Raw genomic sequence first — 13,895 nt, 5'->3', positions numbered from 1 at the left:
TCCTTAAAGCATTAGGAGGAGGCGTTTTTTTGCTGCTGCATGAACTGCAGCCTTGCTTCTTCGTAAACCATTTTCAAAGGCACGCTATACGCTTTGGCAACTTGTTCACATTCTTTAAACTCTGGCGCGAATTGCACTAGTTTCCCTTGGTGATAGCCAACTTTTATCGTTAGCAATCCCCACTTGGTTTGCACTTGTTGGAACTCTCTAGCCAGTCTATGACAGGAAGCATGCAGATATCGAATGCCCAGTGTCGTTGTCTCTCCAAAAATAACGTCCTCCATGACGGAGAGCCGTTCCTCTGGGACCAGCACATTCAGCATCATGCCCGGGCGCCCTTTTTTCATAATAATCGGGACCACAAACACATCGTTTGCACCGGCATCAAACAGCTTGTCCATAATATAAGAAACCCACTCCGGGTTCATATCGTCCAAATTCGCCTGAATCAACAGCATGCCATCGTCCACATGTTCTTCTCTGTGATTAAAATTCACGGTGCTCACCTCATACAGGCATCATAGCAAAAAACGGAGAACAACGAAAGATGTGGGGATAAACATCCTGCGTTGCGTACATCCTAAGTACGAACAATTCAGGAAGGACGATAGTGATGAAAAGCAAACCTTTTTGGTCGCGTGTTCTAATTTGTTGCCTCCTCCTATCAGCAGCCGAATCAGAAACACACACAAGCCTAGCTGCAACCCAAGCCGGAATCTCTGATCATTCACTTGCCCCATCTGCCGCTAAGGTTAACCCTAACCTGAACGCCGAGCGGAAGGAGCTGTTTGAAAAAACGAGTATACTTTCTGATATTCCCTGGTTCTATCTGGCAGCTGTTGATCAATACGAAAAAACAATGAATATCGTCAAGAAAAGACCAGTTCACAAAGGGATTACGAGTATTTACTTTCCTGAATCGGATTGGGCAGGCTTGCTGAACCCAGACCAGAAGGACACGAATCCAAACAGCATTTCCTTCTTCCACGGCTTCGGCCGGGACGGCTCGGGGGACGGGATCGCCGAACGAAATAACGACTTGGACATACTGGCTTCGATGGCCTTCCTGATGAGTAGAAACGGGACCAAAGAAGCAAATTTACTTATTAACTTATGGAATTATTATCAAAATTCGCGCAGTGTTGAACGGATTAAACAATTCGCTACCATTTATGCCACACTGGATACACTGGACCTTGGAGAGCATGCCTTCCCGCTGCCGGTAAGCGCAGATTACTCCTATCGCAGCACTTGGGGCGACAGCCGCGGCTGGGGAGGGCACCGCTCGCATGAAGGCACGGATCTTTTTGCCCGCTATGGCGTTCCTGTCAGAAGCACTTGTTACGGCATTGTGGAAGTGAAAGGCTGGAATCCATACGGCGGTTGGCGAATTGGGATTCGTGACACTAACAACGTTTACCACTACTACGCGCATCTCTCCGGTTTTCAAAAAGGGATCAAAGAAAACGACATCGTCAAACCCGGTCAAACCATCGGTTGGGTCGGCAGTTCGGGCTACGGCAAGCCGGGGACATCTGGGAAATTCCCGCCCCACCTCCATTTTGGCCTCTACCGGGATAATGGGTTAGCCGAATGGAGCTTCGACCCGTACCCCTCCCTGCGTAAGTGGGAGCGCGAAGATCGGAATAAAAAGAAAAAATAAGCCGCACTCTTAAGGAGTCGGCTCTTTTTGTGTGGTTTCTTTCGTATGAACCCCATCGTCCTTAGGCGTTGTTGTTCCGAGGTTCGGAATCTGAGGAAGCGACAGGCTGGGCGGTCCTGCACTCTTATTCCCTCCAACCGGATTACCTTTGTTATCATAGTAATAGGTTGGAACATCCCCTACGACTAGGGAATAAGAAATGGGAATTTCCGTTTCTACGATTTCCGTATCCGAATCAAAAGGAATAATGACCGATACTTCAGCAACAATGCGAACATAGACTTCAAATATCACCATATTAATCCCTGCATTTTGCGAACGCGTATTTAAATCAACCTTCACATTGCCGACCGGCAGAAACCTGACCGGAATATCAGGACCAAACGAAGAGAGGATCGCGCTATTCACAGCCTGCCCGACCGGTACGTGCTCGGATATGGATTGTAAATGATCAAGCTCGCCTTGCACCGTTTTTATTGTTTCCGAGGTGATGCGCATATGTTCATTATAATTCAACATGAATCCTGTAATCTTCCCGTTTTTGTCCATTTTCCAGTCAATTAGCTGCTCTGCATTCGTATTCCCTGCCACATGATCCGCAATAGCACTATTAATCGCCTGTGTCGCAATCTGTTTAATGCGGACTTTCGCTAAATTCATCAGCGGGGGTCTCAGGTTACGCTCAACAAAAATAAAAAACTGCACACAAAATAAGACAAAGATGAGGAGACTGATCAACAGCACCTTTTTTCGGTTCGATTTCCCTGTAGGTCTGCTTTTCCACCGTCGCCTTTGCAGCATCCCCTTCCCCCCTAGCCCCGCTTGTCATTAGTACTACCTTATGCGGACATGAAGTGAAAAAGAAGCTGCCCGGCACGACGCCGTTCCCCCAGGAAATATTGGCCTGCATCCCGCTGTCACATTTGTGGCAAGTCCAGATCCAGCCCCCATTGTGGGAACTATGATCCTCTATTTCCTAAATAATCGGCACTTTCGGGGGTAAGCGGGAACTATGGTCCGCTATTTTATCAATTTCCGGCAACTTGTAGGCTATTTGGGGCATATAAGACCCTGTAGTTCCGTCTCAGCCATAAAACCAGTCATCCAGTCAAAATAGTTATAATGAACGAAACCGACTGCCACTTTGCGTATACGTAGGTTAATTTTGAGAACACTGGGTGGTGTAAAACAATCCAGGCTCAAAATCAGAGCTAAACACAAAAGGAGTCGGTTTATTATGAGTATTACCATAAAGTATGTTGGTTTAGACGTGTCCAAAGATAAAATTGTGCTTGCCATTGCGAATGAAGGTCGAGATGAGCCCAGATATTGGGGAAGTATTGACCATACAAAAGAAGCCGTTCGTAAACTTATCAAGCAATTAACCAAAGAAGGCGACGTCAAGCTAGATGTTTGTTACGAAGCTGGGCCCACAGGATTCGATCTTCAGCGCTGGTTTCTAGAATTTTTTACCGAATGTAGTGTTGTTGCGCCAACCACCTTAACTAAGAATACACGGATAAAAACAGATAAGAGAGATGCCATTGGCCTTGCACAATTGTGGCGCGCCAGGGAGTTAACCCCGGTATACGTGCCCTCTGTAGAAGATGAGGCACTCCGCGACCTAGTCGAGCTCGCGAGGATGCAGTCGAAGATCAGAATCGAAGTAGACAAAGGTTAATGAAATTTCTACTCAGGCATCAATTGCTGCTTCCTAAAGGGAAGACTCCGTGGAGTCGTGCTCACGAAGAATGGCTAGATACGCTGCGCTTCGACCGAGAGTGTGAAGATATCGTCTTTCAGGAATATCGCAACTGTATCCAGGAAGCGGGGCAACGAATTTCGAGGTACGAGAAAGAAATGGAAAAACAAGCTGCTTCTAGTTCTCAAGCTCCCATGATCAAAGCCTTACAAGCACTTCGTGGAATCGCGTTAATCACAGCGACTACTTTGGCGGCGGAATTAGGAAAAATCGCGGGGCGTTTCGCTCATCCTGGGCAATTAATGTCCTACGCGGGATTAGTCCCGAGTGAAAAATCCAGTGGAGGCAGCAGATGGCAAGGTGGGATTACGAAGGCCGGAAACGCTCACGTTCGTAGAGTATTAATTGAAACAGCGTGGAGTTATCGCCACTCGCCCGCCATTTGAAGGGCCCTTCGGGAGCGGTTAGATGGTTTAGGTCCTGGCATACAAGAAATCTCATGGCATGCGCAAAAGCGACTTCATCAGAAATATAAACGCTTGTCCGCAAGAGGAAAACAGCGAGGCACGGTTGTAACAGCCGTTGCTAGAGAGTTGTTAGGATTTATATGGGCAATAGCAAAAGAGATGGAGGGGAGACAGAAGCCAACAGTTATTATTTGATCAAACGGTTTGGTCCGTTCAGGGTTAACATGTCTACACAAATAATTAAAAGGATGATGATGCCAGAAGTTTGATTGTCATAGATGAGTTACATTCTTTGGCTCGAAGGCAAAGTACTAAGCAAGGCAGAGAGCAAATCCGCGAGATCCGCTTGTGCAAAGCCGAATAAATAAGGCTTTATGCACGTCAATAGCTAGCAGGACTAACTCTCTGGTCGTATCTATTAACTTGTGAAAATCCACGTATATCAGCGTGCCAGCCGGCGCCAAACCCATTTTGCCTTCGTGCCAAGGAATGTAGACGTATGTGAGTCACTTCAAACAAAAAAAGAATGCAGGGAGCACGCCCCCTGCACCCCATTACTCGCCGTAAGGCAGGGTCCGGCATGATCAGCCGGACCGGAATCTAGTATGGAAAAACAGACCGCCTGTAAAGAAGAGCACTTGACAGGCTAACTTTCGTGATGCCTAAAAATGGAACTCCGTGCTAGGAGTTGCAGGTTTCGTTCATATCAGCACCCTGTAGTTCCCCAATTTGCCCAAGCGTAGAAACCACCCCCTCTTCGTCAAAAAAGCAAACTCTACTCACTCGTACCTGCAACTAAAGTCGATGGGTCTGGTGGGTTTGGTGGGTTTGGTGGGTTTGGTGGGTTTGGTGGGTTTGGTGGGTTTGGTGGGTTTGGTGGGTTTGGTGGGTTTGGTGGGTTTGGTGGGTCTGGTGGGTCTGGTGCTCTTAATGGGTCATTTGGGGCATATAAGGCCCTGTTGTTCCATCTCAACAAATAATACGAAAGGCTATCCCGTAAGCAGTGTTTACCGCTTCTGGGACAGCCTCTAAAGAGAAATGTTTAATATCGATCCATAATAAGCTGTGTTTTTAATGAATCCTGAGCTAGAAACCATCCTTTTGCCTGCAAATAGGCAATAAGCTCATCATGCTTGGCCGAGGCTGTCGCTTGGCTGCTCGTTTTGAAGGACGCTTCCACGACATATTCGGTTCCTGTGCCTGCCGCATTCAGAATTGGCCACACTTCAATATACAATTTTTGACCACTCCACGTACCGACTGAGCGCTTGGCAAGAACTGGGCCATAGATTCGCGACGATGACAGCTTGCTAGTCCCCCACCCGCTCGAAACCCAGTTATTAAATTTATCTGGTGCGTTATTGATTAGAAGACTGCGTGAATCGGCTTGATTAGGAAGATCCATACCACTATAACCCGATTTGCTGCCGCTTTTGGTTCTAGTTATGCTTAATGTTTTCTTCTGGTAACCCCATTCGATTTGAGCCTCATACCCGGTATCCCCAGAATTAAAGCCCTCCTGATTGGCTAACGTAAGGGCGCCATTGATGTCATCGCCGGTGATGGCATAGCGCTTCTTATAACTGAGTTCGAAATCATTCTCTCCCTCTGTCTTGCGAATACGCGGACTCCATCCGTTGTTGTAAATATCCTTGGCGTTCGTGTCCATAAACTGAACGTTCATCTTCGTTACGGTGTCCGGCATGCCAAACGCAGTCTTCACGCTGCTTGTGAGCTTGAAGTCCGAGCCCAGCACGACATTCGGATTAAGCAGCAGCTTGACCTCATAATCCGGCACCATGTTGCTTGCAGCCGATACGGACTGCGGCGCCCCGCCAAATCCAACCAGCGTGCTTGTTCCTACGACCATGGCCATGACCATCTGCAAAGCCTTATTCTTAAACATTAATTCATCTCCTTTAACCTTTTTGGTAAGGTTTCCCTTCCAGAAAAGAGCATAAAGAAGTTTTGTCATTGGATTGTCAGCCGGGCATGTGTTTTTTGTAAAAGTGTCTACTCGCTTTGGACGGAGTCGCGCAAATATTGGAAAAAGCTATCAAAGAATGATGAGCGAATCCGGTCTTCGTTATACGTGAAAAAGATGTAGCGTTTAAAAGGATTTTGAGGAATTTCACGATACACCAGCTCGTCGCGCTGCATCTCTTTGGCAATCGCCATCTTAGAAATAACCGAGACGCTATCGCCCGTTATGACGGCCTGCTTAATAGCCTCCAAGGAGTCCATCTCCATGACGGGTTTAAGTTCAATGCCTAAGCTTTTGGCCCATTTCAATGTCATGGTTCGCGTGCTTGATTCTTGCCCGTGCAAAATAAAGGGAACGTCCTGCAATAGCTCAGGATGAAGAACGGCGTGTCTAGCCAACCGATGCTGCGGGTTAAAGAAGAAAACCAATTCGTCTTCACATAAGGTTTCTCCAATGAGAGGCGCCCATTGAAATGGCTCAGCCGACATAATGCCGATATCAATTTCATGATTCAAAAGCATTTCTTGAAGGACAGGAGAGGTCCTGACCGTGAGGGAGATGGAGATGTGCGGATACCGTTTGGAAAAGGCGCTAAGTATGCTCGGGAGCACATACGTACCTGGCACATAGCTCGCTCCAATTTTCAAGTGTCCGCTCCCTCTCTCATCGAATTCCTTCACCACTCTCTCGGCTTCCTGTGCCAGGGCATTAATTTTCTTGGCATAATGGTTAAGGGATTGGCCCGCATCCGTCAAATGGACTTTCCCTGCTTTTGAATAAAATAGGCTGACTCCTAATTCCTGCTCAATGCTTTTCATATGAAATGAAACAGTCGGCTGCTTCAGCCCTAATTGATCGGCAACGGTGGTAATTCGTTTATGCTTATCCAGCAATTCGATAATTTGAAGCTTAATTAGGTTCCAATTCATTGTACGATTCTCCTTATCATTCATGCTCCCACCATTATAGAAAAAATCTATGAAGAATAATAGTTTACCAACAAAAACTTAACAATTGCTTTACCTTAAGTTGATACTCCGCTGATTTTGTTCGCCTAAACTAAGTTTAAGTTCCTAAGAACGGAAGGAAGCCTGAGATGACTTTACAACTTCGCGGTATCAACAAATCCTTCGGCGCCTCGCCGGCGCTTAAGGACATTCAACTAACCCTTGCCAAAGGGAAATTCACAACTTTGTTAGGTCCGTCCGGATGCGGCAAGACAACATTGCTCCGGATCATCGCAGGTCTAGAGTCTCCTGATGATGGTGACATTCACTTGGGTGATGCCTGTCTTTTTTCCAAGCAGCGCAGGATTAATCTTCCCGTTCACCGGCGAGATTTCGGCATGGTGTTTCAAGATTTTGCCCTCTGGCCGCATTTAACGGTCCTGGAAAACGTGGCATTCGGGCTCAAAGCAAAAGGCGACACCGCCAACTGGCGTCAGCGAGCAATGGAAGCTATTGATTTAGTTCAACTTGTGGGAATGGAGAAGCGCTATCCCCATCAGCTTTCAGGCGGCCAACAGCAGCGCGTCGCGCTTGCCCGGGCCATTGTTGTTCGGCCTCAACTCGTCTTATTCGATGAGCCGATGAGCGCATTGGATGCCCTTTTGCGGGAAGAAATGCGCACCGAGCTGATGAATCTGGTGCGAAACATCGGATTCACGGCGGTTTATGTGACGCATGACCAAACGGAAGCCATGTCCATGTCGGATGAAATCGTCGTTATGCAAAGCGGGGTCATTTTGCAAAAAGACGTTCCCGAAGTCATTTATCGCAAGCCTGCTCACCCCTTCACGGCCCGCTTTATCGGCAAAACGAATTGGCTGGAAACGGACAAGCGACTCATTCGCCCTGAGCACATCCGCTGGGAACGCTTGACGGACCAAGACCTAGTTTATTCAGGCGTGGTCCAAGCCGTCAGCTATATGGGGGAACGCTACGAAATCAGTGTGAGGATTGGTGATCATGATGTTTGGATGGCGTATCATCCATCACGTCTGACCATAGGAGAAAACGTAACGCTGTATATCTCACAAGAGCAGATCCATGAACTGTAGTGAATAGTAAAAAAACTGAGAGGGTGTATTTCCAATGAAAACGAAAATGAGAAAAAACTTGCAAATGAGTACTTTAGCTTTGATGTCCGTTCTAGTAGGCGTAGGTTTAACAGGCTGCGGTACGGCAAACAAGACTTCCAACGCAAGCCCAGCTGCAGCAACTCCGGCTGTTTCAACGGCCGCAACGGCGACACCAACGCCTGAAGCGAAAAAGCTAAGCGGAAAAATTGTTGTATACAGTGCAGGTCCTGCTGATCTCGCTACCAAAATTCAAAAAGGGTTTCAGGCTAAAACAGGTGTGGAAGTCGAAATGTTTCAAGGTACCACCGGTAAAATCTTAGCTCGTATGGAAGCCGAAAAAGCAAATCCGGTCGTTGACGTTGTCGTTCTGGCCTCGCTCCCTTCAGCTATTGGCATGACAAAAAGCGGACTAACCCTGCCTTTCAAAGAAGCTAAAAATGCCGACAAACTAATCTCCGACTACTCCGATAAGGACGGAAATTATTTTAGCTACAGCCTTTCGGCACTGGGCATTGCCTATAACACCAAAACCGTTACAAACCCTCCGAAAGAATGGAGCGATCTGACGAAACCTGAGTGGAAGGATAAAGTAAACATTCCTGATCCTGCTCAATCCGGTTCCGCCCTCGATTTCATGACCGGCTATGCGAATAAAAACGGCGATGCTGCCTGGGATTTATTTGGTAAAGTCAAAGCCAATGGCGCTATTATTGCAGGCGCTAACCAAGAAGCTATGGATCCTGTAATTTCCGGAGCTAAAAGCATCGTGATGGCGAGCGTTGACTATATGACTTATGCGTCCAAAGCGAAGGGCGAGCCTATCGATCTGATTTATCCGGCAAGCGGAACGGTCATCTCACCACGGCCGGCCATGATCATGAAAACGAGTAAAAATGTCGATAGCGCTAAAGCTTTCATTGAATATCTGCTTTCCGACGAAGCCCAAAAAATGGTTACCGATGCTTACCTGCTTTCCGGCCGCAGCGATATCCAAGTACAAGGAAGAGTAAGTGCGAAAGACATTCCTGCTATTAAAGTCGACTGGAACTGGATGAATGATAATCAAGCCGGTGTCACACAGAAATTCACACAATTGTTCAAAAAGTAAGCTCCGAACGGGGATGACGACCACATGATTTTCAAACGTACGGGGACGCTTCTGGCATTGCTGCTTCTGGCGATGCTGGTCGTCCTTCCTCTTTTATTTGTATTTTTCAAAAGTGTTTGGGTGAAAGGTTCCTTAGACTTATTGGCCCCTATTCGAGTCGTATTGGAGAAAGATTTGACCGGTGTATTCAGCCATTCTTTGATGCTCGGGATTTGGGTTGTCGTTGGAAGTACTTTGCTTGCTCTGCCCCTAGCTTGGATCATGGCCAAAACGCCGCTCCGCAAGCATCGCTGGCTGGATATTGTCCTGCTCATTCCTTTCATGACTCCGCCGTATATCGGCTCCATGGGATGGATTTTATTTATGCAGCCGCGCGGCTATCTCGAACAATTGTTTCCCGGTGCAACCTGGATAAGCAGCCATTTCTTTAGCTTATTTGGGATGGTTACGATTATGAGTCTCCATTTGTTTCCGTTCTTGTATTTGATTCTGCGTAATGCCATTCTCCAAATTGGCAGCAACAAAGAAGAAGCGGCCGCCGTGCATGGGGCAAGCTTCCTGTATTCGCTTCGCCGCGTCATGCTGCCGCTTGTTTTCTCTAGTTATGTCATGGGCGCTCTGCTCATTTTCGTCAAAACATTGGCCGAATTCGGTACACCGGCTACATTCGGCAGACGCATCGGCTATTTCGTGCTTACGACCGAAATTCAAGCCTCAATCTCCAGTTGGCCGGTAGATTTCGGCAAAGCAACCTCGCTGGCGTCCCTTTTGCTGCTAGCCTGTCTTGTGCTTTGGTACATACAGTCCGTTGTTGTACGCCGGAATTCTTATAACCTTGTCGGCGGCAAAGGCTCTCGTGACAAAATCGTCGGCTACCTCGGCTGGCAACGCGCGCTAGCCTGGCTCTATGTGGCTCTGCTTCTCGCCGCATCCATCGGCATCCCGTATTTCTCCATCATTTCGGCTTCGCTAATGAAGCTCCGGGGAGGCGGGCTGGCGTGGAACAACATGACGCTGCTTCATTACGGCGAGCTGCTCAAATGGGGCTCACCCAGCATGAAAGCGCTGATGAACAGCCTGGGGCTCGCCCTGCTCGCCGCCTGCTTAGCAGCCGCGCTTGGCACTTGGTTCGCCTTAACGATTGGCCGCGCCAAGCGGCTGCCGCAGCGCGTTACGGACATGTTCAGCCTGCTGCCGAACACGGTCCCTGATATGGTCCTGGTTGTCGGACTCATTATGTTATGGAATGCGCCTTGGATGCCGCTGCATCTCTATAACACCTACGGCATGGTCGTCCTCACTTACGTGGTGTTCTTCCTGCCGTACACCGTGCAATACGTCAAGGCACGCAACGGGCAGCTGGACGAATCCCTGCGGCAAGCCGGGCAAGTCTTCGGCGGGCAGCCCTGGTACGTGTTCCGGCGTATTGTCCTGCCACTGCTGCTGCCGGGTATTATCGCCGGCTGGATGATGACCTTCACCATCTCGCTCCGAGAGCTTGTCGCCTCGCTGATGGTGCTGCCGCCGTCCATGCAAACGTCGGCTACCTACATTTTCGCGCAATTTGAACAAGGTCAAATCTCGCTCGGCATGGCGATGGCCGTCGTTTCTGTCGGTCTTACAACCATCCTGCTGCTTATCGTGAACAACATGAATACGAACAGAAAGTGGAATGTGGAATGATGCAATTGAACGTATGGGGCGGTGCCGGCGAACACGGCCGCTCCTGTTATTGGATTGGCAATGAACAGACGAGCATTATGCTCGATTGCGGTGTAAAGCGTGAAGGATGCGGGGAATATCCGTTGATCGATCCGGACAGAGTCGCGGAATTGGACGCTGTTTTTTTATCTCATGCGCATGAAGATCACTCTATCGCAATCCCTTGGCTATACAAATTAGGATATTCCGGCAAAGTATGGACAACCCGAATAACTGCGCAGCAGCTTCCCTCTTATTATGCCGCTTGGGGGAACTACGTTAAACAGCAAGGCGGAGAACTCCCCTATGATGAAACGGATATCGCTCGTATCCAGTTTGCTTACATCGAAGATGAAGCTCCGCCCCGGCAATGGATCGAACTAGCCCCTGAACTTCGCATTTGTTGGGGACGAAGCGGACATATGCTGGGGTCGGTATGGCTGCTTCTGGAAATAGAAGGGAAACGTTTGTTTTATTCTGGAGACTACAGCGAAGATGCTCATCTGCTTGGAACGGATATACCAGGGGACCTTACGAACGGCAGTATTGCCTTAAACGGGGCGATTATCGATGCCGCTTATAGTACCGATACGGAGTATCAATCCGATAAGCTGGAGAAGCTTTTCTCTGCAGCCGAAGGGATTCTAAAGGAGGGTGGTCAGCTTCTGCTGCCCGTACCTGTTTGCGGCCGGGGACAGGATCTGCAGCTTCTTATGAAGGAGCGTTTCCCTGATACGCCGATTCGCGTCGAAGCAGAGCTTATTCAAGCCATGGAGCTCATGCTTGAGCACGCCAGCTGGCTGAAACCAGGCATGGAGAGTGTCCTCAGAGAGGCTTTAAGCAGCGGCTGCTTTGAAGTGATCCATACCGAAGATCAACGCCAGCGGCAATTGAACGAGGATCTGGCCCAATCCCGGACAGCCATCTGGTTTACGAGCGACGGGATGATGCAATCTGCCAAGTCCAGATGGTATTACGAGAAGTGGCGCAGGAAACTGGCGAACGGCATCGTGCTAACCGGACACGTCGCGATGGGCACGGTGGGGCAGCGGCTTCTGGCTATGAGCGATGAAGAGCGCGGATGCCAAATGAAGATGATTCGTTACAAAATACATCAGGGAATGCCCGATGTGCGTAAAATGGCGCAATCGTTGAACAGTCCGTTTAAGCTTCTCGTACATGCCCCAAAAAAAGAAACAGATGCCCTGCTTGAGCAGCTGGCATCTGAAGGTATTAAGTATTTACTTTCCGCTCGACCAGGCGACACGGTAAATCTGTAAATCACTTAGATTTCAGCTCTTCCATAAACTGTTCCCAGGAAGTTATCCGCGGCAAATCAAGCTGCCGGTTATAAGACCGGTCTTTCACATACGCCTTCACCGGCAATTGAGACAAGGTCGCGAGCACAGACGGTTTATCATCGAAATAGTAGTCCAGCTCCAGTGCCTCGATAATATGCACTTTCTCAGTATCGCTCATCCCGCAATAAAAATGTCCTTCCGTAACGGGAAATCCATTTTGAATAAGCCACTCTCGCGTGCGCTCCGTATGCTCTTTCGCTCTTGCCGTAATATAGTATACCTCGTGCCCCTGCTTAACTAGCTCATGTAGAAATTCACGTGCATGCGGAAAGGGAGCGCAGTCCGAGTAGTAAATATCATCGCGGAGGCTCATCCAGAGCTTCCCTCCCTCTTCTTTCGTCAACCCGAATGCTTCGTGAATCTCCATCGTCGTTAACGCATGAAACACGTCCAAACCAATATTTTGTTGCAATTTGCGATTATAGATATGAAAAGCATGTTCTCTTAAATTAATGAGCGTATCATCAATATCAAAACCAAATTTCACGCCTGCCTCCTCATTTCGCTGCTGCCTTTATTCCTTTAGTATAAGCCCAAACAGACTTGCAAATACGGAAGCTTGTCCTCTGGAAATGATGCAGCCGGGCAAATCCTCCACGCCTACGCCCAGACTTGTGAAGTCACAGGAGCTGAGATCAATTCCTGCCAGCTTAGCGCCCGAGAATTGAGCCCGGTCCAGCTTACAAGCTTCATACTGCACCTTCTGCAGCGTTGTCTCATAGAAATCGGCACTCAAGAGCGAACACTCTTGAAATGCAACTTGCCGGAAATTAGCCATTCGGAAATTAGCATAATCCCCCAAGCAGGAATCGAATAACACATTTCGGATGGTCGCTTCCGTCATATCCATCCCCATAATTTTGCAATTTCTAAATTCAGTCCGGTGAATCGTAGCTTGACCGAAATCAACATTGGATAAATCGCATTTCTCGAAAATAACATCCGTCAGTTCAATGTCCTTCATGGCAATTCGCGTAAAGGTTACATTGCGAAAAATAATTTTATCAAATGCAACTTTCGAAGCTTTCTGATTATCAATCGTACAATCGCTTATCAAGCCTGTATGAAAGCTGTCTTCCGAATCCATCCCTTCTTCGGGGAGCGATATCGATGGCAATTCTTTCGGCATTTTTGGTGCTTCAATCTTGGAAGTGCTCATTGGAATACTCCTCTGTCTGCTGGAATGAAGAAAAGTTAAAATATGATAACCGATGTCAGGCTCTGCAGCATGAAGAACAACGAACCCCATTTGCGTTTGATGTAATTCCGGCCCCGAAACAGCCTTGTTTTGATCGTTGTAACCGGTAAGTTCACTTCTTTACTAATGTCTTCTAATGACATATCTAAAAAATACTTATACACGATCAGAGTCTTATATTTATCCGGCAGATCACGTATCATTTGCTCCACTTGTTCGGCAGTTTCTTGCTCAATTAATTGAAGTTCAGGCGTTTTCTCACGGCTGGTTAACTTATCATAAAAAGGCAGCGCGTCTTGAAACGAATGCGGACTCGTATCCATGGACAGCTCCGACTTCTTTTTGCGTAACAAATCAATGGCCACGTTTTTACCGATGCTAAAAATCCAGGTAGAGAAATTTTTGCTCGTGTCAAAACGATGCGAATGCTGATACGCCCGAAGAAACGTCTCCTGCACGACGTCCTCCGAATCCGATTTGTTCCTCAGCATCCGAAAAGCCAATCGGTAAATCTTGTCCTTATACAGCTCAAGAAGCCGGCTAAATGCCTTAGAATCCCCTTGAGCCCACATTGTTGCAAGCTGACTATCGCTTAGTTGCAGCATGTTACAGCTCCTTTATCTTAACTACC

The 13,895-nt window shown here is 48.0% G+C and carries 14 protein-coding genes; 7 read left to right on the top strand and 7 right to left on the bottom strand.

Features of this window, described 5'->3' with window-relative positions; translation table 11 throughout:
• Positions 1–11: 11 nt before the first annotated feature.
• Positions 12–497, bottom strand: coding sequence for a nickel pincer cofactor biosynthesis protein LarC2 (gene larC2 / locus GC097_RS06630; protein WP_171682542.1), 486 nt, complete (start codon positions 495–497; stop codon positions 12–14).
• A gap of 116 nt (positions 498–613) precedes the next feature.
• Between larC2 and GC097_RS06625 the strand changes: the two genes are divergently transcribed.
• Positions 614–1,663 (top strand): M23 family metallopeptidase, encoded by a 1,050-nt coding sequence (locus GC097_RS06625; protein WP_171682864.1) that lies wholly within the window; start codon positions 614–616, stop codon positions 1,661–1,663.
• Positions 1,664–1,672: 9 nt separating this feature from the next.
• On the opposite strand, the gene yunB is transcribed toward GC097_RS06625, so the two are convergent.
• On the bottom strand, positions 1,673–2,464 hold the full coding sequence (gene yunB / locus GC097_RS06620; protein ID WP_246294014.1) for a sporulation protein YunB: 792 nt from the start codon (positions 2,462–2,464) through the stop codon (positions 1,673–1,675).
• A 436-nt stretch (positions 2,465–2,900) separates the two neighbouring features.
• Here yunB and GC097_RS34150 point away from each other — a divergent pair, with 436 nt between their 5' ends.
• Positions 2,901–3,344, top strand: coding sequence for an IS110 family transposase (locus GC097_RS34150; RefSeq protein WP_246294012.1), 444 nt, complete (start codon positions 2,901–2,903; stop codon positions 3,342–3,344).
• Positions 3,344–3,811 (top strand): transposase, encoded by a 468-nt coding sequence (locus GC097_RS34145; RefSeq protein WP_246294010.1) that lies wholly within the window; start codon positions 3,344–3,346, stop codon positions 3,809–3,811. The genes GC097_RS34150 and GC097_RS34145 overlap by 1 nt, the downstream gene beginning before the upstream one ends.
• A 1,063-nt stretch (positions 3,812–4,874) precedes the next feature.
• Here the strand turns inward: GC097_RS34145 and GC097_RS06610 are convergent.
• A complete protein-coding gene (locus tag GC097_RS06610; RefSeq protein WP_171682541.1) occupies positions 4,875–5,738 on the bottom strand; it encodes a hypothetical protein in 864 nt (287 codons plus the stop codon).
• Positions 5,739–5,845: 107 nt separating this feature from the next.
• Positions 5,846–6,745, bottom strand: a complete 900-nt coding sequence (locus GC097_RS06605) for a LysR substrate-binding domain-containing protein (protein WP_171682540.1) — start codon at positions 6,743–6,745, stop codon at positions 5,846–5,848.
• 167 nt (positions 6,746–6,912) lie between these two features.
• Here GC097_RS06605 and GC097_RS06600 point away from each other — a divergent pair, with 167 nt between their 5' ends.
• Genes GC097_RS06600 through GC097_RS06585 form a run of 4 tightly spaced genes read left to right on the top strand, consistent with a single transcriptional unit; the run spans position 6,913 to position 11,985 of the window.
• Positions 6,913–7,875 carry an ABC transporter ATP-binding protein gene (locus GC097_RS06600; protein ID WP_171682539.1) on the top strand — a complete coding sequence of 321 codons (963 nt, stop codon included), beginning with the start codon at positions 6,913–6,915 and terminating at the stop codon, positions 7,873–7,875.
• A gap of 34 nt (positions 7,876–7,909) precedes the next feature.
• The gene (locus GC097_RS06595) at positions 7,910–9,004 is read left to right on the top strand and encodes an ABC transporter substrate-binding protein (RefSeq protein WP_171682538.1); all 1,095 of its coding nucleotides are present in this window, start codon (positions 7,910–7,912) and stop codon (positions 9,002–9,004) included.
• 24 nt (positions 9,005–9,028) lie between these two features.
• Positions 9,029–10,687, top strand: a complete 1,659-nt coding sequence (locus tag GC097_RS06590) for an ABC transporter permease (protein WP_171682537.1) — start codon at positions 9,029–9,031, stop codon at positions 10,685–10,687.
• On the top strand, positions 10,684–11,985 hold the full coding sequence (locus GC097_RS06585; protein ID WP_171682536.1) for an MBL fold metallo-hydrolase: 1,302 nt from the start codon (positions 10,684–10,686) through the stop codon (positions 11,983–11,985). Before GC097_RS06590 ends, GC097_RS06585 begins: the two co-directional genes overlap by 4 nt.
• Position 11,986: 1 nt before the next feature.
• On the opposite strand, the gene GC097_RS06580 is transcribed toward GC097_RS06585, so the two are convergent.
• The 3 genes from GC097_RS06580 to GC097_RS06570 are packed head-to-tail and all read right to left on the bottom strand — an operon-like array spanning position 11,987 to position 13,869.
• The gene (locus tag GC097_RS06580; protein WP_171682535.1) at positions 11,987–12,553 is read right to left on the bottom strand and encodes a 5' nucleotidase, NT5C type; all 567 of its coding nucleotides are present in this window, start codon (positions 12,551–12,553) and stop codon (positions 11,987–11,989) included.
• A gap of 27 nt (positions 12,554–12,580) precedes the next feature.
• Positions 12,581–13,225: a pentapeptide repeat-containing protein gene (locus GC097_RS06575; protein ID WP_171682534.1), complete on the bottom strand. Its 645-nt coding sequence runs from the start codon at positions 13,223–13,225 to the stop codon at positions 12,581–12,583.
• Positions 13,226–13,260: 35 nt separating this feature from the next.
• Positions 13,261–13,869 (bottom strand): sigma-70 family RNA polymerase sigma factor, encoded by a 609-nt coding sequence (locus GC097_RS06570; protein WP_171682533.1) that lies wholly within the window; start codon positions 13,867–13,869, stop codon positions 13,261–13,263.
• Positions 13,870–13,895 lie beyond the last annotated feature (26 nt).

It is taken from the genome of Paenibacillus planticolens, assembly GCF_013141725.1.
Classification (GTDB): Bacteria; Bacillota; Bacilli; order Paenibacillales; family NBRC-103111; genus Paenibacillus_E; species Paenibacillus_E planticolens.
This window is presented reverse-complemented; position numbering and strand designations above follow the sequence as displayed.